Raw genomic sequence first — 18,554 nt, 5'->3', positions numbered from 1 at the left:
CCTATCTGAACGGGCTGCCCGCTCCCAGCGGGAAGCGCGGAACCGACGGCACGGTCGGGGCGGGGCGGACGACCTGAGGCGACATCGACGCGTCGACCGCCGGCCGGGGCTTGTTCGGCCCGCTGAGCATGACCTCCAGGCGCCCGTCGACGCCCTTGATGACCACCCGATCCGTCTCGATCTGCTCCAGCTGCCCCCCGGCCACCATGTCCCCAACCTTATAGCCGAAGATCCGGTTCGTGGACGGATCCTCGAGGTAAGCCACCCGGCTCTCTTCGCCGATCACCACGCCGTAGAGAACCGGCTTCGCCGCCACGGGCAGGGCCCGGCGGGTCGCATCGGACCGGCCTGTCTCGGAGCGGTCGGGGTTGAACAGGTTCCGGGCGACGATCCCGCCATGAGCGGTGAACGGTGGCCAGGCCGGTCCGGAGTCTTTCTTGGCCGACACGACGGCGACGAGGGGACGGTCAACCGGGGTCGGGGGAAGGGGAGAGGGAGCGGACAAGCCGCGGAGGAGCTGGATCGCAAAGACGACCAAAATCCCGGCCAGCAGGAGGTTGAGCGCAGTCAGCGGCCTGGACATCGACCACTTTGCCGGCAGCTCCGACAGCGTGTGGCGCAGGCGGTCGAGCACGATCGAGGGCTCGGACGGCGACCATTTCGCCCGCAGCTCCCCGAGCGCGCGGGGCAGGCGCTCGAGCGTGGTCCGCCACCGGGCGGCGGTCCACCAGCGGCGCAGTCCGCTCAGGGCCCATGGCCAGAGCTCCAGGAGGAGCAGAGAGCTTGACAGCCCCCACTTCGTGAGCAGCTTCGCCGGCCCGCGTGACATCGGCACACAATCTAAACCTCAAAGGGGTCGTTCGACAACAACGGCCCCCCGATCCTTGACTGCAGCAGATCGGTCGTCTACCTTGAGCGCCATGTCGGCCGTCCTCGGAGCGGCTGGGTGGGGCCAGAGCACGCGACGGAACAGCGTCTGGCGCGTCGAGGCCGCCGGGTAGTCCGTGTACGCGTCGTTCTTCGGCCTCGTGGAGCGGCCGTTTTCCATCGCCCCTGATCCGCGATTCCTCTATCTGAGCACCCGCCATCGCGAAGCCCTGGCGCATCTGCTGTACGGCGTTGGAGAGGCCGGCGGCTTCGTCCAGCTGACCGGCGAAGTCGGAACCGGAAAGACGACGGTCTGCCGCTACTTCCTCCAGCGACTGCCCGGTGACGTCGACGCCGCGCTCATCCTCAATCCCCGGCTGACCGCTCTCGAGCTGATGGCGACGGTGTGTGACGAGCTGCGCGTCCCGTACCCTTCCGGATCGACGAGCCTGAAGGTGCTCGTCGATGCGCTGTACCATCACCTGCTGGAGGCGCACGGACGGGGGCGTCGAACCGTTCTCATCATCGACGAGGCTCAGAATCTGAGCGCCGAGGTACTCGAGCAGATCCGGCTCCTCACGAATCTAGAAACGACGAGAGAAAAGCTGCTGCAGATCATCCTCATCGGTCAGCCGGAACTGGTTCAGCTGCTCGATGGCAAGGAGCTGCGCCAGCTGGCGCAGCGGGTCACGGCTCGCTACCATCTGCTGCCGTTCACCGAGTCGGAAACGCGGGCCTACATCCTCCACCGGCTGGGGGTGGCCGGTCAGCCGGGCGAAATCTTCGACCAGCGCGCCCTGCGCGAGGTGCATCGCCTGTCACGCGGGATTCCGCGGTTGATCAACGTCATTTGCGACCGCGCGCTCCTCGGCGCCTACGCCAGCGACGCGCATCGGATCGACGCGGCGCTGGTTCGGCGAGCCGGCCGCGAAGTGTTCGGCCGCCCCCGCCGGCGCCGCCACGCCCGTCAATTGCTGTGGGCCGCGGCCGGGCTGCTGGTGGCGCTGGCGGGGGCCTCGGCGCTGTTGACTTCCGAGCGCGCCGGACCGACCGTCCGGGCAACGGACTGGCAAGGTCGCCTGGCGGCGCTCACCGGTGGCCGCGCCTCACCGACGCCCGCTTCCGTGGGCGTGCTTCCCACGGCCGAGAAACCCGGCGAGGGCGACGGCCCGGCCCCGGCCATGCTGGCCCGCGCGAGCGCCGGCGGGGCCGAGCTACCGGACAAGGCCGAGCTGGCCGCCGTCCTCGCCGACGGGCTCCTCGAGAGCGACAGAGCTTCCGCGTTCACGAATCTCTATTCCCTATGGCACGTGGAGTACCGGGGTCAGGGAGGCCGTCTGGCCTGCGAGGCAGGACGCTCGGCCGGGCTGGAGTGCCTGTCGAAGAGAGGGACGTGGAACGTGCTCCGCCGCTTCAACCTGCCTGCCGTCGTCGAGCTCGTGACCCCCGCCGGAGTCAAACACTACGCGACCGTCACGGCCGTCGACGAAGAGACCGCCACCCTCGAGTTCGGTCAGCGGCAGTTCACGTTTCCGCTCGGCGAGATCGAGCGTTTCTGGGACGGCGCGTTCACTCTTCTCTGGAAGCCGCCCACCCTGATCACGATCGTGCCCCCCGGCACCCGCGGCAAAGAGGTGGCGTGGGTAAGGCTGCGGCTGGGCGAGGTCGACGGTGGACCGGTCAGGGCGACCGACGTCGAGCTCTATGACGAGGAGCTGCGGAGAAGGGTCGCCGCATTTCAACGGGACCAGTCGCTGCTGCCGGACGGGATCGTGGGCCCGGAGACGCTGGCTCGTCTGGTCGCCATCCGCGACCCCAGTATTCCCTCCCTCGGGTCCGCCCGACGCTAGCTCGCCGGGGCCATGTCCTACATTCTGGACGCACTGAAGAAAGCCGAACAAGAGCGGGACTCCGGGCGTGTCGCTGCCCAGATACCGGGGCCGCGGCCGAGACCATACGCGCATCAGCCGCGATGGGCGTGGGGACTCGCCGTAGTGTTGTTGGTGAACGCCGCCGTCCTGATCGCGGTCGTTCGTCTTGATCGCATCGGCGTGGCCCTGGTCCCCGCCGGCTCCAGCGGTAGCGGGGCGAAGCCGGAGCCGGCCATGGTCCGGGAGCCAGCGACGTCACCGGTGACGGCACGGCTCACGGCTGAGCCAGTGACGCGCGTGGATCCGGTCCAGGGGGAGAGGTCAGCGGCGCCGGCGGTCCGGCCGGGCCACGATGCCTCGAGCGCGCCCCGGATCGAACGGCCGAAGCCGACCGGACCGGCGCCACGTCCTGCGAAGCCGGCGACCAGCCAGACCGCCGTCCGAGGCGTGGCCCCGGCGGCCCCCAGCACCTCGGAGCGGAAGGCAACGGGGGAGCCGGTCGCCGAGCCGGACGCCGCGTCTCGGCCGATGTCGACGGAACCGCCGGCGGCGCTCGGCGAGACGGTTGCGAACCTCAGGCTCGAGGCGCTGGTCTACTCCGAGATGGCGCCGCAGCGAATGGTCTTCATCAACAACCGCAGATACGTCGAGGGTCAGACGATCGACGGGGACGTTCGCGTCGAGAAGATCATTGAAGAAGGAGTGATCCTGAGTTATCAGGGGCGTCGTTTCCTGCTGCTGGTCGGCCAGCGGTCCAGCCCGGCCGCCGGGGCCGCCGGAACGGAGCGGTGAGATCTTCGGAAGGTGACCCTGACGAGGACCGGGATCGGTGCCCCTGATCGTGCTCCTCCTCCTTCTCGGCGTGACGGCGTGCACGCCCCTGTCGACGGCGGGGCGGCCCCCGACAAACTGGCAGCTCGCTCACGAGGTCGTGGCCGGACTACCATCCCGCGGGCAGCACAAATGGGCCTCGCTCACGGTGGAGCAGCAAGAGGAGATCATCCGCATCGCGGAGCCGTTCCTCCTGCGATGGAACACCCAACGGGATCCGCGGGCGCTGGCTGTCGTTCTCAGCACGTTTTCATCCGCCTGGAACGCGAAGGCCCCGGCCGACCCGGTCCACTGCACGCTGCTCGACACCATCGTTTGTCACTGAGCCGCGGGGCCGGGCCAGGAAATTGGTCGCCGGCGAACCACAGAACTCCTCGGGAGTCACCTCGCGCCGCTCCCGGAAGGGGTACGTGAGCGGCTGGATCTCGTAGTCGGCCTCGGTCAGGAGCGCACGAAAGGCGTTCGCGCGCTTCGCGGGAGCTATGAAAACGGCTTCCCTATCTGGGCGTCTGCGGATCGTACGGCAGTACGCCGACGCCCTCGATCTCGATCAGGCAGCCATCGGCGGCGTCGAAGAGGTCGCGGGCGCCCACCAGCGTCATCGCCGGGAAGTGCTTGCCGAAGTACTGCCGGTAGACCCCGCCGATCGCCTTCAGCTTGGCCTTGTAGTCGTGGGCGTCGAGGACGTAGATCGTGAGCTTGACGATGTCCGTCATCTGGCCGCCGGCGGCGGTGACCAGCGCCTTGAGGTTCTCGCACACCTGGCGGAACTGGGCGACCAGGTCGCCCTGGCCGACGACGTGACCGTTCCGGTCACGCGCCACCTGGCCGGCGATGAAGAGCAGGCGGCCCCCCCGCGCCTCGAACCCGTGGGAGAAGCCGACGGCTTTGCAGAGCGTGGGCGGATTGAGGGGCTCGATGTGGCGGCTCATGTCCTCCTCCGGTCAGTGGCGCGGAGAGCCGTCGAGGATGATGGTCTCACCGTTCGTCTGCTCGTCCTGGAGCAGCTTCACCGCGGCCACCGCCACCTCGCTCGGCTCGATGAGCCGTCCGCCGGAATTCGTGCGGGCCATCGCGGCGACGGCTTCTTCGAACGGGCGGCCCGTCTTGGCCGCGATGTTCCGGGCCCCACGCCAGACCATGTCGGTCGCCACATAGCCCGGACAGATCGCGTTCACGGTGACGCCCTGGCCCGCCACTTCGGCGGCCAGCGCGCGCGTGAGTCCGACCAGCGCGTGCTTGGAGGTCGCGTAGGCGCTCAGGTAGGGGGCGCCGGCCAGCCCCGCCAGCGACGCGATGTTGACGACGCGGCCCCAGCCCCGCTCGAGCATGCCGGGAAGGACCTCGCGGATCAGCAGATAGGGGCCCGTCACGTTGACGCGCAGGTGGCGCTCCCAGTGCGCGAGGTCCGTCTTCGCGAACGGCGCGGACTCGGCGATGCCCGCGTTGTTGACGAGGACATCCACGGGGCCCAGCGCCCGCGCGACCTCGCCCACGGCCGCGCCGACGGCCGCGGGCTCGGTGACATCCAGCGCTACGCCGAGCGCGGTGGCGCCCAGCTCGCGCGCGGCGGCCGCGGTCTCCTCGACCTGCCGGCGCGTCCGCGCCGCCACCGCGATCACCAGCCCCTCGCGGGCGAGCGCCAGCGCGATCTCGCGGCCGATGCCCCGGCCGCCGCCGGTGATCAGGGCGACACGGGGGGCCGCCATTACGGACTCTCGATGCAGAAGAGGAAGATGAGCGGACGGGTGCCGCTCTCGCGCGGATCCGTCAGACAGCGGACGCGCGGTGAGGATTCCGGCGGACTCGGCCGGGTCGGCGTGGCGCAGGCGGCCAGCACGAGCAGGGCGAGCAGGCAGAGGGCGAGCGCGCTCGGTCGTTTCATGGCGCCATTCTAGCGCGCCATCGGGTATATATACGGCGCCAATCATGCGCTCCTTCACCAAGACGACGCTGGCCGACGCGGTGGCGAGGCTCGCCCCCGGCATGAAGGTGTTGCTGCCGCCCGCGTGCGGCGAGCCGGTAGGCTTGGTGGGGGAGATCTGCCGGCAGGCCGACCGGCTGCGCGATCTCACGCTCGTGGGCGGGATCCATCTGGGCGACTACCCGTTCGCCCGCCCCCAGATGGCTCCCTTGCGATTCGCGACGTGGCACATGTCGCCGCGGCTGGAGGACGCCCACCGGCGCGGGCGGGTCGAGTTCGTGCCGGCGCGCTACTTCGATCTCGTCACCGCCGGCCATCGCGGGTCCTGGGCGCCGGACTGCGTCCTCGTGCACTGCGCCCCGCCCGATGGCCACGGCTATCTGAGCCTGGGCCTGGCGGTCGGCGTCGCGCTCCCTGCCGCGCGGCAGGCGCCCCTGGTGCTGGCGCAGGTGAACCCGAACATGCCGCGCACGCGCGGCAACGCGTACCTGCACCGCAGCCAGATCGACGCCTGGGTGGAGGTCGACGAGCCGCTCCTCGAGTATCCGCCGCCGCTGATCACGGAGGTCGAGCGCGCCGTCGGCCGGCACGTGGCGGCCCTCGTTCCCGACGGCGCCACCGTCCAGGTGGGCGTGGGCGCGATTCCCCAGGCGGTGCTGGAAGCGCTCGGCACCCATCGCAATCTCGCGCTCCACTCGCTGCTGGTCGACGCCTCGGTGGCGCTCGTCGAGCGCGGCGTCGTCACCAACGCCGGCAAGCGCGTGCACCGCGGACGGATGGACGTCGCCGAGGCCATGGGCACCCGGCGGCTGTTCGCGTTCATCGACGACAACCCGCTCGTCAACATGGAGTCGTCGGAGTGGGTCCACGATCCTCACGTCGTGGCGCAACTCGACCGGTTCGTCGCGATCAACTCGGGCCTGGAGGTGGACCTCACCGGACAGGTGACGGCCGAGAGCCTGGGGCCGCGTCAGGTGGCGGGGATCGGTGGTCAGTTCGACTTCGTGCTGGGCGCCTCCCGCTCAGCGGGCGGCGCCTCGATCATCGCGCTGCCGGCGACGGGGCGCGACGGCGAGGTATCGCGGATCGTGCCCCACCTGACGGAGGGCGCCGCCGTGACCACGCCGCGGTTCCTGGCCGACTGGGTGGTGACGGAGTACGGCGCGGCGCGCCTTCGCGGGCGGGGAGTGCGGGAGCGGGTCGCGGCCCTGGTGGCGGTGGCCCACCCGCGGTTTCGGGAGGAGCTGGAGCGCGGTGCTACTTCTTAGCGGCGTCGATCTTGGCGAAGATCTCTTCGGGCTCGGGGAACCGGTACGTCGTCTGGTTGGAGTAGACGCTCTTGCCGTCGATGAAGACCTCGAAGATTCCGCCCATGCCCTCGTCGAGCTCGGCGGTGATGCCGTACTTCTTCTTGATGGCGGCCTGCAAACTGGAGGCCTGGGGCAGGTAGTTTCACTCGCCGCAGTACTTGATCCGGATCTGCATCCGTCCCCTCCTGAACGCGATGGTGAAGTTATTGTATAGGATGCCCACCCAGCCGACAGGGATTCGATGACCACCGTCCTCATCGACACCGACCCCGGGATCGACGACGCCCTCGCGTTGCTCCTGGCCTGGGGCTCGCACGGAGTCGAGGTCGAGGCGATCACCACCGTCGCCGGCAACGTCGCCGTGGAGCGCGGGACCACCAACGTCTTCCGCCTGCTGGCGTTGCGACGGCCCCAGCCGCGACCCGCCGTGGCGGTGGGCGCGGCCCGGCCGCTGGCCCGCCCGCTCCAGACGGCGGCGCGGTATCACGGCGAGGACGGTCTCGGCGACCTCGACGACTGGCCCCCGGTCACCCTGGCGCCGATCAGTCAGAGCGCGGCCGGGCTCATCGCCGAGACGGCCCGACGGCTCGGCGAGCGGCTCACGCTGGTGGCGCTGGGGCCGCTGACCAATCTGGCGCTCGCGCTGGCCGCCGACCGCGCCGCCCTGGCGGGGGTCGATCGGGTCGTCGTGATGGGCGGCGCCGTCGACGTCCCCGGCAACGTGACGCCGACCGCGGAGTTCAACATGCATGTCGATCCCGACGCCGCCGGGCGCGTCTTCACCGCCGATCTGCCCATCGACCTGGTGCCGCTCGACGCCACCCGCCAGGCGACGCTCGCCCGGGCCGACCTCGAGGCGGCCCTGGCCAAGACGCCGGGGCCGCTGGCCTCGCGCATCGCCGCTTTCACCCGCCGCGCGTTCCGGCTGGATGGCGGCGCGATGTACCTCCACGATCCGCTCGCCGTGGCCGCCGCCGCGGATCCGACGCTCGTCGAGTGGGAGGAGGCCCGGCTCGAGATCGGGCCGGACGGCGCCACGCGGCGGGCGGCCGGCGCCTCCAACTGTCGCGTGGCGGCGCGGGTGGATCGCCCGCGCTTTCTCGCGACGTTTCTCGAGCGGTTGTGTCCCGGGTCCTCGTGATCGGCTCCGCCAACGTCGACTTCACCGTGGCGGTGGCGCGGCTGCCCCGCCCGGGGGAGACGGTGTCGGGCGGCACCCTGCTCGTCAATCACGGGGGCAAGGGCGCCAACCAGGCGGTGGCGGCCCGGCGTTTGGGCGCCGAGGTGAAGTTCATCGCCTGCGTCGGCGACGACGCGTCGGGGCGCGCCATCCGCGAGGCGCTCCTGGGCGAGGGCATCGACGTCGCCGGCGTCAACGCCACCAGCGCGGCCGCCACCGGCACCGCGCTCATCGTGGTGGACGCCGAAGGTCGTAATCAGATCGCCGTGGCGCCCGGCGCCAACCGCCTCCTCGCCGTCGAGCACGTCAGCGCGCTGGCCGAGGACTTCGCCTGGGCCGACGTCGTCGTCTGCCAGCTGGAGACTCCGCTGCCGACGGTGATGTGGGTGCTCGAGCGGGCGCGGCGCCGGCGGGCGATCACGGTGCTCAACCCGGCCCCCGTCCCGGAGACGGCCCTCGAGTGCTGGACGCTGGTCGATTACCTCACGCCGAACACGGGCGAGGCCGAGCGCTTGAGCGGCGTCGCCGTCGGCAGCCACGCCGAGGCCGCCCGGGCCGGGGAGGTCCTCCGCGCGCGCGGCGTGGGCACCGTGCTCGTCACCCTCGGCGCCGAGGGCGTGCTGGCCTGCACGGCCCACGGCATGCAGCAGGTGCCGGCCCTGGCCGTGACCGCCCTCGACACCACCGCGGCGGGCGACGCCTTCAACGGGGCTCTGGCCGTGGCGCTGGGCGAAGGTCGCGAGTTGCGTGAGGCCCTGATCTTCGCCAACGCGGCCGCGGCGCTGGCCTGTACCCGCCGGGGCGCTCAGGCCTCGCTGCCGTCGCGCGGTGAGGTCGAGCGCCTCGTCGCCAGGTGATAGGATGGGCCGGCCTTGAGACTCTACGCCTCGATGAGTGTCTGAGGGGAGGGCCGTCATGGAGCGAGCGATCACCTGGCCGAAGGGCGCCCGCTGCGCGGTGACGATCACGTTCGACCTGGACGGCGAGAGCCCCTGGATCCACCGCGACCCGGCGCTGGCCGAGCGCCCGCTGCACATGGGCATGGGCGCCTACGGGCCGAAGACCGGGGCGCCCCGCATCCTGAGAATCCTCGAGCGCTACGACATCAAGGCGGGCTGGTTCATCCCGGGCTGGATCATCGAGCGCTATCCCGACCTCTGCCAGGAGATCGTCCGCCGCGGCCACGAGGTGGGCCATCACGGGTACCTGCACGAGCGGCCGTTCACGCTGCCCGGTCCGGAGGAGGAAGAGGCGCTCCTGCTCAAGACGCTGGACATCTTCGAGAAGATCCTGGGCGTCCGTCCCCGGGGCTCCCGCGCGCCCTCCTGCGATCCCAGCAAGCACACGATGGAGCTGCTGCGGAAGCACGACTTCGTCTACCACAGCAACCTGATGGACAGCGACCTGCCGTACTGCCACAAGACGAAATTCGGCGAGCTGGTGGAGCTGCCCACGGCGTGGGTCAACGACGACTGGGTCTACTTCGGCTTCAGCGCGGTGCCGCCGGTGGGCAACGGGATCTGGAGCCAGGAAGAGGTCTTCGACATCTGGAAGGAGGAGTTCGAGGGCGCTTACGACGAGGGGGGCTTCTGGAATCTCATGATGCATCCCCAGGTGATCGGGCGCCCCTCGCGGATGCGCATGGTGGAGCGGCTCATCCAGCACATGCTTGCCCAGAAGGACCTGTGGATCGCGCGGCCCATCGAGATCGCCGAGCACTACCTCTCCCAGCGGTGAGGGAGCGCGTGACGAGTCTTGAAGGCGGTTCGAGCGCCGGCTCCGCCGGCGCCAGCGATCCTGGGGGAGGTCTCGGAGGGGGCCGTCGCGCCCGGTGGGCGCGCCTGTGAATCGCCCCCTCCGACTTGACGGGCAGGTGGCGCTGGTGACGGGCGCCGGGCGCGGTTTCGGGCGCGCGATCGCGCTCGCCTTCGGACGCGAGGGGGCGCACGTCGCGGTCAACTACCGGGCGAGCCGGGCGGCGGCGGAGGAGGTCGTCGACCAGCTCGTGAAGCTCGGGCGTCTGGCCGTGGCCCTCAAGGCGGACGTCGGCCGCGAGAACGAGGTCCGCGGTCTGGTCGACGCCACGCTCGCGCGCTTCGACCGCCTCGACATCCTGGTCAACAACGCCGGGGTGATGGTGCACGGCTCGTTTCTGGAGATCCCGGTGGCGAGATACGAGGAGATGTTCGCGGTCAACGTCACCGGCACGCTGCTCTGCACGCGCTACGCGCTGCCGGCAATGATGGAGCGCCGCTACGGCCGGATCATCAACCTCTCCTCCCAACTCGCCCGGCGCGCGATCGGGAGTGGCGGCTTCGCCGCCTATGCCGCCACCAAGGGCGCCGTGGAGAGCTTCACGCGAGCCACCGCCAACGAGTTCGGCTCCTACGGCATCACCGTGAACGCCATCGCGCCGGGCGGCATCGAGACGGACATGAGCCGGGAGGTCATGACGTCGGAATACCGGGAGCGCCGCCCCCGGGAGCTGCCCGTGCGCCGGCTGGGCGGCGTGGAGGACGTGGCCTACTGCGCCGTGTTCCTGGCCGCGGAGGAGGCGGGCTACCTCACCGGCCAGGTGCTCCACCCGAGCGGCGGCTGGGTGATGGGATGAGGCATCCGCACGGCGGGGGCTCGCCTCGACGCCTCAGCGGGCGATCCGCTCCCGCAAGGCTTCGACGTGCCGGAGCGCGGCGGCGACGCGCTCGAGGTCGAGCCGGCCCTCGGCCAGCGCGTGCCGGAGCGCGGCCAGGGCGAGGCCCGCGGCCGACCGCCCGTCGGGCAGCCGGTCATCGGCGATCAGGAGCATGTCGGCGCCCGCGCCCAGGGCCAGCACCGCCGCCTCGTCCAGGCCGTAGTGCTGCTCGATCGCGCCCATCCGGAGGTCATCGGTCACCACCGGGCCGTCGAAGCCCAGGTCACCCCGGAGCAGCCCCGTCACCGTGGCGCGGGAGAGCGTGGCCGGATAGCGGCGATCGAGGTGACGGTTGAAGACGTGCGCCGTCATGACGCTGTCGGCGAAGCGCTCGGTGATCAGCGTGCGGTAGGGCAGGAGCTCCACGCCGGGACGGGCCGTCTCGGTGACGTCCACGAAGCCTCGGTGCGAGTCGGCAAAGCTCGAGCCGTGGCCGGGGAAGTGCTTGAGCGCCGTCAACACGCCCGCCTCCCGCATGCCGCGGATGAACGCGCGCGCGTGATCGGTGACGAGCGCGGCGTCGGCGCCGAAGCTGCGACCGACGCCGACGATGACAGGGTTGGCCGGGTTGTAGCCGACGTCTACCACGGGGGCGAGGTTCCAGTTGATGCCGGCCGCGCGGAGCATGGCGCCGATGCGTCGCGCCTCCAGCTCGGTCACGGTCATGTCGTTCGCCGCCCCCAGCTCCTCGGCCGACAGCGTCGGCGTGTGGCCGGTGGAGGGGCCGAGCCGCATCACCTGCCCTCCCTCGGCGTCGACGGCCACGAGCGGTGGGCGGCCCGTGCAGGCCAGGGCTCGCTCCCGGAGGCGCGCCGTCAGCCGCGCCACCTGGGGCGCGTCGACGATGTTGCGCGCGAAGAGCACGACGCCGCCGACGCGCGCCTCGCAGAGCAGGTGCTCCAGCTCGGCATTGTCGTCCGCCTCCGCGCCGGTGAACCCAACCAGGAGAAGCTGGCCGAGGGCAGGTGACAGCTCGGCCACCCGCGCGGGGTCGGGGGGCACCAGTGTCCGACAGCCGCTCGCCGCCATCAGCCCCGCCAGCAGCAGGACGGCGAGCCGGCGGTGGGCAGCGCTAGCGGCCACGGGCTGCGGCGACCAGTCTCCGCACGCGTTCGGGGTCCACCGGCTGTCGCACGTTTCCGTCGCGCTTGACGAACGTGCCGACGATGACGCCATCGGCGACCGACAGGAGCTCCGACACGGTGTCGGCGGTGACGCCGCTGCCGACCAGCAGCGGGACGGCGGGGACGACGCTCCGCACCCGCTTGACGTCGGCGATGGGCGTGGCCTCGCCGGTGCCCTTGCCGGAGACGACCAGCGCGTCGGCCAGGCCGCGATGAACGAGATCGCGCGCCTCCTGCTCCAGCTCGACGGCGCCCAGCGGCACCGCGTGCTTGCCCTGGACGTCGGCGAAGAGCTGGACGTCGGCGTCGAGCAGCCGTCGGTCGCGCAGGGTGTGGTAGGCGTCGGACTGGACGATGCCCTGATCGGCCACCACGGCGCCGGCGTGGACGTTGACGCGGATGAACCGGGCGCCGGCCGCGCAGGCGATGGCCAGCGCCGCCCGCGCGTCGTTCTTGAGCACGTTGACGCCGAGTGGAACGCCTGGCAAGGCCCGGCGGATCTCGGCCACCACGACCGCCAGCGCGGCGACGGTGGCGGGCTCGACCCGACCGGCCGTGAAGGGGACGTCGCCGTGATTCTCCACGAGCAGCGCGTCCATGCCGCCTTCGAGGAGGGCGCGGGCGTCGGCGAGGGCCAGCGCCGTCACGCGCTCCATCGAGCCCTCCCAGCGCGGGCTGCCCGGGAGCGGGGGCACGTGCACCATGCCGATGAGCGTGCGCTCGAGTCGCATCCGGGTGCTGGATTGTAACACGTGGGTTCGTCAGCTATAGTGGCGCCTGAAACGTCGATGCCGCCCTCGCGTGTCTTCTTCGGCTGGTGGGTCACGCTCGCCTTCGCCGCGATGGTCTTCATCTCCACCGGGGTGCGCTTCACCATCGGTCCGTTCCTCAAGCCGATCGTGGCCGAGCTGGGGCTCGATCGCGCCAGCTTCTCGCTGGCCGTCGCCGTGGGACTGTTTCTCTACGGCGCCTTCGTCCCGCTGGTGGGCTGGCTCGTCGATCGCGCCGGCGCCCGTCCGGTGACCATCGCCGGCACGCTCGTGCTGGCCGCGTCCGCCGCCGCCACCGGGCTGGTGACGCACCTGTGGCAACTCTACCTGATCTACGGGGTGTGCCTGGCGCTCGGCCTGGCCGCCACCGGTCCTGTCGTCGCCTCGGCGGTGGTGGCCCGATGGTTCTGGCACCGGCGGGCCACCGCGCTCTCGATCCTGGGCGGCGCCTCGATGGGGGGAATGAGCCTGCTCGTCCCCGTCGTGATGTGGCTCATCCTGACGATCGGTTGGCGTGCGACGTACGGGGTCATGGGACTCGTGCTGTTCCTGGTCATGATGCCGCTCAGCGTCTTCATTGTGCGTGACTCACCGGAGTCGATGGGGCTGGCGCCGGACGGATGGCCGGCCGAGCGGGGCGCCTCCATCCCCGGGCCCGAGCGCACCAACGTGACCGACGCCGTGCAGACCGCCTCCTTCTGGCAGTTGGCGGGAGCGCTTTCGACCTGCGGCTTCACGATGAGCCTGCTGGCCGCCCATGGCGTGCCCATGCTGACCGACCACGGCTACTCTTCCATGCTGGCGTCGGGGGCGCTGGGGCTGCTCGGTGGGACCGGCATCGGCTTCGCGGTGGCACTGGGCGCCGCCGCCGACCGCTTCGGCTGCCGCCCTGTCCTGGTATCGATCTACGGCGGGCGCGCGCTCGCGTTCTTGGGACTCTTCCTGATCCGTGATCACGCGGCGGCGCTGCTCCTCGTGGCCGCGCTGGGGGGCGCCACCATGGGGGGCACCTTCGCGATGACCTCCGCGCTCACCGCGAACATCTTCGGACGCTACTCGGTCGGCTCGGTGCTCGGCACGATGTTTCTCGTCCACCAGACGGGCGCCGCGCTGGGCTCGTGGCTGGGCGGGTTCCTCTTCGAGCTGACCGGCGGGTACGGCGCCGTCTTCGCCGTCGGAGGCGCGATCCTTGCCGCCGCCTGCCTGGTGAGCCTCACGATCGACGAAGGCGCGCGGGCGCTACCCGCGCTCAGTCTGGTGGCGGGAGGACGCTGACCATGGCCACGCCAGAGAAGACCGCCGTGATCGTCATCGATGCCCAGCAAGAGTACTTCGCGCCCGTCGGGCGGATGGTGCTCCCCGACGGTCCCCGCGCGGTGAAGCAGATCGCGCGCGTGCTGGAGTGGGCGCGGAGGCGGGAGCTCCCCGTGTTCCACATCGTGCACGAGAGCCATCGGCCGGGCGCCACGATCTTCGCGCCGGGGAGCCCCGCGCTGGCGATTCACCCGGAGGCGACGCCGGTGAGCGGCGAGCCGGTGATCACCAAGCACCTGCCGGGCTCGTTCACGGGCACGCCACTCGAGCAGGCGCTCCGCGAGCAGGGCGTCGAGCGGCTGATCGTGACCGGCTTCATGACCCAGATGTGCGTCGACACCACCACCCGCGAGGCCGCGCATCGCGGCTTCCAGGTGACCGTGCTGGCCGACGCCACCGCCGCGATGGACGTGCGGGGGCCGGACGGTCAGGTCGTCCCGCACGACCAGGTCCACCGCACGCATCTCGGCAGCCTGAGCGGGTTCCTCGCCGAGATCAAACGCGCGGCCGACGTCACCGGCTGATCGGAGCCTGAAGGAGGGCGCGATGGGCTACTCCACGCTGCTCAGCGGGCGGTCCGGGCCGATCGCGACGATCACGCTGAACCGTCCGAACGCCCGCAACGCCCTGGACATGGCGATGCGCCGCGAGCTGGTCGCGGCCCTGGACGAGATCGAGGCCGACCCGGAGGCGCGGGTGGTGGTCCTCAGCGGGGCCGGGGAACACTTCTGTGCGGGCGGAGACGTCAAGCTCATGCGTGACCGGCGCCACACGGCCGCGGAAGGACGCGCCCGGGTGGCGCTCTTGAACCGGCTGGTGCTGCGCCTGGTCGACTTCCCGCGCCCCACCATCGCCAGGGTCGACGGCTTCGCGGTGGGCGCGGGCTGCAACCTGGCGCTCTGCTGCGACCTGGTCGTGGCCTCCGATCGGGCGCGATTCGGCGAGGTGTTCGGGAAGATCGGACTGGTGCCCGACGGCGGGGGCACCTGGCTGCTGTCGCGCCTGGTCGGCCTCGGCCGGGCCAAGGAGCTGATCTTCACGGCGGAGGTGATCGACGCCGCCCAGGCGCACCGCATCGGTCTGGTCAATCGCGTCGTCCCGGCCGCCGAGCTCGACGCGACCACGCGCGCGCTCGCCGAGCGGATCGCGGCCGGACCGCCGCTGGCGCTCCGCCTGGCCAAGCATCTGGTGAACCGGGCGGCGGCGTCCGACCTGCCGTCCGCGCTGGACCTGGAAGCCTTCTCCCAGGCCCTCGCCATCACCAGCGAGGACCACCGGGAGGGGCTGGATGCCTTTTTCGACAAGCGCCCGCCCCGCTTCACCGGGCGATGAACCCGGTCGTCGCGAGGGCCTGGCGGTCCCCCCCAGTCCGTCGCTGACGCCACGTTGATCCGCTGGTAACGCCGGTCCCCCCGGGACGCGCCGCGGCCAACCTCGGGCGCCGGTCGCCTCACCCAGGGAAGTTTTCCGCGTGCTCCCGGGAAGGTCTCCCTGGAAGGAAGCGCGGGAGACGAGAAAGGCGCGAAAAATTGAGGGCCCTGCTGTGGAACGACTATTGCGTCTTGCCTTCTGCAAAAGCGAGGGGCCGTGGTACTTCACACCCGAAAGCCGCTCGATCGGCACCTTTCCGGCCATGGTCGGCGCAAGGCGTGCGTCCTGGTCGCCGGGTCCGACGCCGCGCTACGCCGGCGCCTGCTCCGGAGGCTCGGGCAAGAGCCGAGTGTTACGCCGATTCACGAGGCCCGGGACCGGGGGGAAGTCGAACGGGCGCTGGACGAGCTCAACCCGACGATTCTTCTCCTCGATTTCCCGATGGCAGGCTTCCACCGACCCGGGAGCCTCCGGTCGATCCACGCGCTGAGCCCATCCACCAGGACGGTGCTCCTGGTCCGGTCGCCCGATGACTCGGCGGCCGTCGGAGCCTTGAAGGAAGGCGCCAAGGGATATTGCTCGCGGACGACCGATCCGCGGCTGCTCCTCAAGGCGATTCACCTGGTGGAGAAGGGCGAGTTCTGGGTGCGGCGGCGCGTCATCAATCGGCTGGTCGAAGAGCTCACGGCGCTCGAGCGCAAGCGTGGAGGGAAAGGCCATGAGCGGTACCGGAAGCTGACCCTCCGGGAGCGGCAGATCAGCGGCCTCGTCGCCCGGGGCGCCGCCAACCGGGAGATCGCCGAGAGCCTGTCCATCGTCGAGACGACGGTCAAGACGCATCTGACCAGCATCTTTCGAAAGCTGAACCTGGCCAGCAGACTCCAGCTCGCGATCTACACCCTTCAGGTCGCGCCCGTCCAAGACTCGGACTGACCGCCCGCAGGCTGTCGTCTCCCCTCGTCCGCTGACGGCAGCGGGCGGTGCCGGCCAGTCTACCTCACACGGTGAGACTCCGAGGGCGTGTGGGGAGGCGGGGCTGGGCCGTTCCAGCCGCGGCTATGGCGCCGAGGGCGCAGGCTGCGGAGGCTGCGGCACCTGCTCGGGCGGCGGGAGCGGCGTGGGCTGGCGCGGCGACCGCCGGATCGCCTCGTCCACCTCCGGCGTCGCCCGCCGCATCTCTTCCGTGATCCGGCCGGCGTCCAGCGCCGTGCCGATCACGCGCGGCGTGATCAGGATCAGTAGCTCGGTCTTCTCGAGGGTCCGGACCTTGGCGCCGAAGAAATACCCGAGGATCGGGATGTTCTTGAGGAACGGGATCCCCCGGTCTTCGACCGTGCGCTTGTCTCGAATCAGCCCGCCCAGCACGAGCGTCTGATTGTTCATCAGGACCACGGAGGTCTCCGCTTCGCGCTTGATGATCCGCTTGGAGCCGGTGGGCGGTTCCTCGGCGCCGATGTCGTTCACCTCCTGTTTGACGTCGAGGGCCACGGTGCCACGCTCGCCGATCCGGGGCGTCACCGTCAGGATGACGCCGGCGTCGCGGTACTCGACCGTCTGGGTGCCGATGACCGAAGTCGTGGCCGTCGCCGTGGGCGTCGTCGTCCCGCCGATCGGCACCTGCTGGCTGGTGACGATCGGGATCGAGTTCGAGACGTTGATGACCGCCTTCTTGTTCTCCGACGTCATCACGTGCGGGTTCGAGAGGACGTTGACGCGGTTCTCGGAGGCGAACGCGTTGAGCAGCGCGAAGAACCTGTCCGACTGGAAGGCGAAGGCGGTGAGGCCGCCCGCAGGCAGCCCGAGCGGCGCCCCCGGCACGGGCAGCTCGCGGCTCGGCGATACGATCGCCGCCGTCGGCGCGGTCGTGATGGCGGACTGGGCCACCCGGTACGAGCCCGACTTGATGGCCCAGTCGATGCCGAGGCGGAGATCGTCGGTGAGCGTGATCTCCGCCACCAGCACCTCGATGAGCACCTGGCGCGGCTGGCGGTCGAGCTGCTTGATGGTGGCCTCGATCTCGGGCCAGTTCCGCGGGAAGGTCGTGACGATGACCGAGTTGGTGGTCTCGTCCGGGATGAAGCGGACCTGACCCTCGATGAGACCCAACTCCCCGATGGGCGCGGCAGCGCCGCCGGGCGGCGCGCCCGGTGTGGTGGGCGGTGGCGGCGGCGGTGGGGGCACATATGGCGCAGGTTCGCCCGGTCGGCGCGGCGTCGAGGGCGTCGGCGTGGTGCTCGTCGGCTGGGGCTGCCCCCCATAGATCGCGTTCAGGGTGGCGGCCAGGTCCTTGGCCTTGGCGCTCTCCGCGTAGTAGATGAACACCCGGCGGCCGCCGTAGATGTTGATGTCGAGCTGGTTGATCAGCTTGCGGATCATCTCCACCTCGGGCTTGCGGGCGTGGATGATGAGCGAGTTGGAGCGGCGCTCGGCCACGATGAGGGGCGCGCGTTCGGCCCCCACGGTCTCGCCGGGCGTCCGCGGCGCCGGGGCGGTCGGCGGCTGCAGCGTTCCGGGCGCCGTGGGTGGCGGAGTCGGCGGGGCGCCGGGGGCCGAGGGGGCGGCGCGGCGGAGCCGTCCGCTGGCGAAGAGCTGATTGAGGATCGTCGCCAGGTCGTTCGCATCGGCGAAGCGGATGGGGACGATCTGCAGCTCGTCCAGGGCCACCTCCACGTCGACGAGGCGGATGATGTTGAGCAGCCGGAGTACGTTGGACGCGGCATCGGTGATGATCAGGATGTTGGTCTCGCGGTGCGCGATCAGGGTGCCGCGGCTCGAGATCAGCGGGCGCAGCAGCGTGCCCAGGTCGGTCACCGACGAATAGCGTACCGGGATGATCTGCGTGATGACCTCGTCGCTCGTGCGATTGGGATCGGGATCGGCTCCGATGATCGTCGGCACCGCCCGTTCCCGCGCGCCCTCGAGGCGGACGATCTTGTAGAGGCTCCCGGACTTGACGGCGGTGAAGCCGTGGACCTCGAGGACCGCCAGCAGAACGCCGAACACGTCCTCCTGGGGGATCCGGCCGGAGGTCTGCACCGTCACCTTGCCCCGCACGTCGGGGGCCAGGACGTAGTTGAAGCCCAGGATCTCGCTGGCCGCGTGGACCACGGTCTCGATGTCGGCGTTGTCGAAGTTCAGGACGACGAACCGGCCGCGCTGACCGGGCGGCACCGGCGGCGCCGTCGGGGGGGCTGGCGGCGTCGGGGGAGGGGACGGAATCTGGACGGTCGGCGGCTCCTGCACCGTTTGCGGTCGCGGCCCGATCGAAGGCGGCGAGGCGGGTTCCGCCGCCGGAGGAGG

Annotated in this window: 20 protein-coding genes; 12 read left to right on the top strand and 8 right to left on the bottom strand. The window is 70.9% G+C overall.

Annotation, left to right across the window (positions count from 1 at the left end; genetic code table 11):
• Position 1: 1 nt before the first annotated feature.
• Positions 2-829 (bottom strand): hypothetical protein, encoded by an 828-nt coding sequence (locus VGV13_12270; protein HEV8641867.1) that lies wholly within the window; start codon positions 827-829, stop codon positions 2-4.
• 175 nt (positions 830-1,004) lie between these two features.
• Between VGV13_12270 and VGV13_12265 the strand changes: the two genes are divergently transcribed.
• From VGV13_12265 to VGV13_12255, 3 genes are all read left to right on the top strand, one after another.
• The gene (locus VGV13_12265) at positions 1,005-2,717 is read left to right on the top strand and encodes an AAA family ATPase (GenBank protein ID HEV8641866.1); all 1,713 of its coding nucleotides are present in this window, start codon (positions 1,005-1,007) and stop codon (positions 2,715-2,717) included.
• A gap of 468 nt (positions 2,718-3,185) precedes the next feature.
• Entirely contained in the window at positions 3,186-3,530 is a 345-nt protein-coding gene (locus VGV13_12260) for a general secretion pathway protein GspB (protein ID HEV8641865.1), read from the top strand.
• 37 nt (positions 3,531-3,567) lie between these two features.
• The gene (locus VGV13_12255) at positions 3,568-3,894 is read left to right on the top strand and encodes a hypothetical protein (GenBank protein ID HEV8641864.1); all 327 of its coding nucleotides are present in this window, start codon (positions 3,568-3,570) and stop codon (positions 3,892-3,894) included.
• Between the two features lie 172 nt (positions 3,895-4,066).
• Here the strand turns inward: VGV13_12255 and VGV13_12250 are convergent, their stop codons facing one another.
• The 3 genes from VGV13_12250 to VGV13_12240 are packed head-to-tail and all read right to left on the bottom strand — an operon-like array spanning position 4,067 to position 5,454.
• Complete coding sequence (locus VGV13_12250; GenBank protein ID HEV8641863.1) at positions 4,067-4,501, bottom strand: RidA family protein; 435 nt, start codon at positions 4,499-4,501, stop codon at positions 4,067-4,069.
• Positions 4,502-4,513: 12 nt separating this feature from the next.
• Positions 4,514-5,278, bottom strand: coding sequence for an SDR family oxidoreductase (locus VGV13_12245; protein HEV8641862.1), 765 nt, complete (start codon positions 5,276-5,278; stop codon positions 4,514-4,516).
• The gene (locus VGV13_12240; protein ID HEV8641861.1) at positions 5,278-5,454 is read right to left on the bottom strand and encodes a hypothetical protein; all 177 of its coding nucleotides are present in this window, start codon (positions 5,452-5,454) and stop codon (positions 5,278-5,280) included. Before VGV13_12240 ends, VGV13_12245 begins: the two co-directional genes overlap by 1 nt.
• Positions 5,455-5,498: 44 nt before the next feature.
• Between VGV13_12240 and VGV13_12235 the strand changes: the two genes are divergently transcribed.
• On the top strand, positions 5,499-6,761 hold the full coding sequence (locus tag VGV13_12235; GenBank protein HEV8641860.1) for an acetyl-CoA hydrolase/transferase C-terminal domain-containing protein: 1,263 nt from the start codon (positions 5,499-5,501) through the stop codon (positions 6,759-6,761).
• Here the strand turns inward: VGV13_12235 and VGV13_12230 are convergent.
• Positions 6,751-6,939 (bottom strand): Rdx family protein, encoded by a 189-nt coding sequence (locus VGV13_12230; GenBank protein ID HEV8641859.1) that lies wholly within the window; start codon positions 6,937-6,939, stop codon positions 6,751-6,753. The genes VGV13_12235 and VGV13_12230 overlap by 11 nt on opposite strands.
• A gap of 105 nt (positions 6,940-7,044) precedes the next feature.
• On the opposite strand from VGV13_12230, the gene VGV13_12225 reads away from it, so the two are divergent.
• The 4 genes from VGV13_12225 (at position 7,045) to VGV13_12210 (ending at position 10,594) form a co-directional block, all read left to right on the top strand.
• Entirely contained in the window at positions 7,045-7,944 is a 900-nt protein-coding gene (locus VGV13_12225; protein HEV8641858.1) for a nucleoside hydrolase, read from the top strand.
• Positions 7,926-8,840: a ribokinase gene (gene rbsK, locus VGV13_12220; protein ID HEV8641857.1), complete on the top strand. Its 915-nt coding sequence runs from the start codon at positions 7,926-7,928 to the stop codon at positions 8,838-8,840. Before VGV13_12225 ends, rbsK begins: the two co-directional genes overlap by 19 nt.
• Before the next feature lie 58 nt (positions 8,841-8,898).
• On the top strand, positions 8,899-9,720 hold the full coding sequence (locus VGV13_12215; GenBank protein ID HEV8641856.1) for a polysaccharide deacetylase: 822 nt from the start codon (positions 8,899-8,901) through the stop codon (positions 9,718-9,720).
• A 94-nt stretch (positions 9,721-9,814) separates the two neighbouring features.
• Positions 9,815-10,594: a 3-oxoacyl-ACP reductase family protein gene (locus tag VGV13_12210; GenBank protein ID HEV8641855.1), complete on the top strand. Its 780-nt coding sequence runs from the start codon at positions 9,815-9,817 to the stop codon at positions 10,592-10,594.
• Positions 10,595-10,627: 33 nt separating this feature from the next.
• Here VGV13_12210 and VGV13_12205 read toward each other — a convergent pair whose 3' ends face one another.
• Positions 10,628-11,758, bottom strand: coding sequence for a glycoside hydrolase family 3 N-terminal domain-containing protein (locus VGV13_12205; GenBank protein ID HEV8641854.1), 1,131 nt, complete (start codon positions 11,756-11,758; stop codon positions 10,628-10,630).
• Positions 11,748-12,530: a BtpA/SgcQ family protein gene (locus tag VGV13_12200; GenBank protein ID HEV8641853.1), complete on the bottom strand. Its 783-nt coding sequence runs from the start codon at positions 12,528-12,530 to the stop codon at positions 11,748-11,750. The genes VGV13_12205 and VGV13_12200 overlap by 11 nt, the downstream gene beginning before the upstream one ends.
• A 57-nt stretch (positions 12,531-12,587) precedes the next feature.
• On the opposite strand from VGV13_12200, the gene VGV13_12195 reads away from it, so the two are divergent.
• The 4 genes from VGV13_12195 to VGV13_12180 all read left to right on the top strand — a co-directional run bounded on the left by VGV13_12195 (position 12,588) and on the right by VGV13_12180 (position 16,187).
• Positions 12,588-13,844 (top strand): MFS transporter, encoded by a 1,257-nt coding sequence (locus VGV13_12195; GenBank protein HEV8641852.1) that lies wholly within the window; start codon positions 12,588-12,590, stop codon positions 13,842-13,844.
• A gap of 2 nt (positions 13,845-13,846) precedes the next feature.
• Positions 13,847-14,407: a cysteine hydrolase family protein gene (locus VGV13_12190; GenBank protein HEV8641851.1), complete on the top strand. Its 561-nt coding sequence runs from the start codon at positions 13,847-13,849 to the stop codon at positions 14,405-14,407.
• Positions 14,408-14,429: 22 nt separating this feature from the next.
• Positions 14,430-15,215, top strand: a complete 786-nt coding sequence (locus tag VGV13_12185; protein ID HEV8641850.1) for an enoyl-CoA hydratase — start codon at positions 14,430-14,432, stop codon at positions 15,213-15,215.
• Positions 15,216-15,470: 255 nt separating this feature from the next.
• Positions 15,471-16,187, top strand: a complete 717-nt coding sequence (locus VGV13_12180; GenBank protein ID HEV8641849.1) for a response regulator transcription factor — start codon at positions 15,471-15,473, stop codon at positions 16,185-16,187.
• Between the two features lie 123 nt (positions 16,188-16,310).
• On the opposite strand, the gene gspD is transcribed toward VGV13_12180, so the two are convergent.
• Positions 16,311-18,425 carry a type II secretion system secretin GspD gene (gene gspD, locus VGV13_12175; protein HEV8641848.1) on the bottom strand — a complete coding sequence of 705 codons (2,115 nt, stop codon included), beginning with the start codon at positions 18,423-18,425 and terminating at the stop codon, positions 16,311-16,313.
• Between the last annotated feature and the right edge of the window lie 129 nt (positions 18,426-18,554).

It is taken from the genome of Candidatus Methylomirabilota bacterium, from assembly GCA_036001065.1.
GTDB lineage: Bacteria > Methylomirabilota > Methylomirabilia > Rokubacteriales > CSP1-6 > MNEF01.
The sequence above is the reverse complement of the archived record's forward strand: the minus strand, read 5'-3'. Positions and strand labels throughout refer to the sequence as shown.

What these genes read in the sequence shown, in the direction of transcription:
- VGV13_12270 (HEV8641867.1), bottom strand. Translation starts at nt 829, where the DNA reads ATGTCACGCGGGCCGGCGAAGCTGCTCACGAAGTGGGGGCTGTCAAGC.
- VGV13_12215 (HEV8641856.1), top strand. Translation starts at nt 8,899, where the DNA reads ATGGAGCGAGCGATCACCTGGCCGAAGGGCGCCCGCTGCGCGGTGACG.
- VGV13_12195 (HEV8641852.1), top strand. Translation starts at nt 12,588, where the DNA reads ATGCCGCCCTCGCGTGTCTTCTTCGGCTGGTGGGTCACGCTCGCCTTC.
- VGV13_12185 (HEV8641850.1), top strand. Translation starts at nt 14,430, where the DNA reads ATGGGCTACTCCACGCTGCTCAGCGGGCGGTCCGGGCCGATCGCGACG.
- VGV13_12235 (HEV8641860.1), top strand. Translation starts at nt 5,499, where the DNA reads ATGCGCTCCTTCACCAAGACGACGCTGGCCGACGCGGTGGCGAGGCTC.
- VGV13_12240 (HEV8641861.1), bottom strand. Translation starts at nt 5,454, where the DNA reads ATGAAACGACCGAGCGCGCTCGCCCTCTGCCTGCTCGCCCTGCTCGTG.
- VGV13_12190 (HEV8641851.1), top strand. Translation starts at nt 13,847, where the DNA reads ATGGCCACGCCAGAGAAGACCGCCGTGATCGTCATCGATGCCCAGCAA.
- VGV13_12245 (HEV8641862.1), bottom strand. Translation starts at nt 5,278, where the DNA reads ATGGCGGCCCCCCGTGTCGCCCTGATCACCGGCGGCGGCCGGGGCATC.
- VGV13_12225 (HEV8641858.1), top strand. Translation starts at nt 7,045, where the DNA reads ATGACCACCGTCCTCATCGACACCGACCCCGGGATCGACGACGCCCTC.
- VGV13_12200 (HEV8641853.1), bottom strand. Translation starts at nt 12,530, where the DNA reads ATGCGACTCGAGCGCACGCTCATCGGCATGGTGCACGTGCCCCCGCTC.
- VGV13_12250 (HEV8641863.1), bottom strand. Translation starts at nt 4,501, where the DNA reads ATGAGCCGCCACATCGAGCCCCTCAATCCGCCCACGCTCTGCAAAGCC.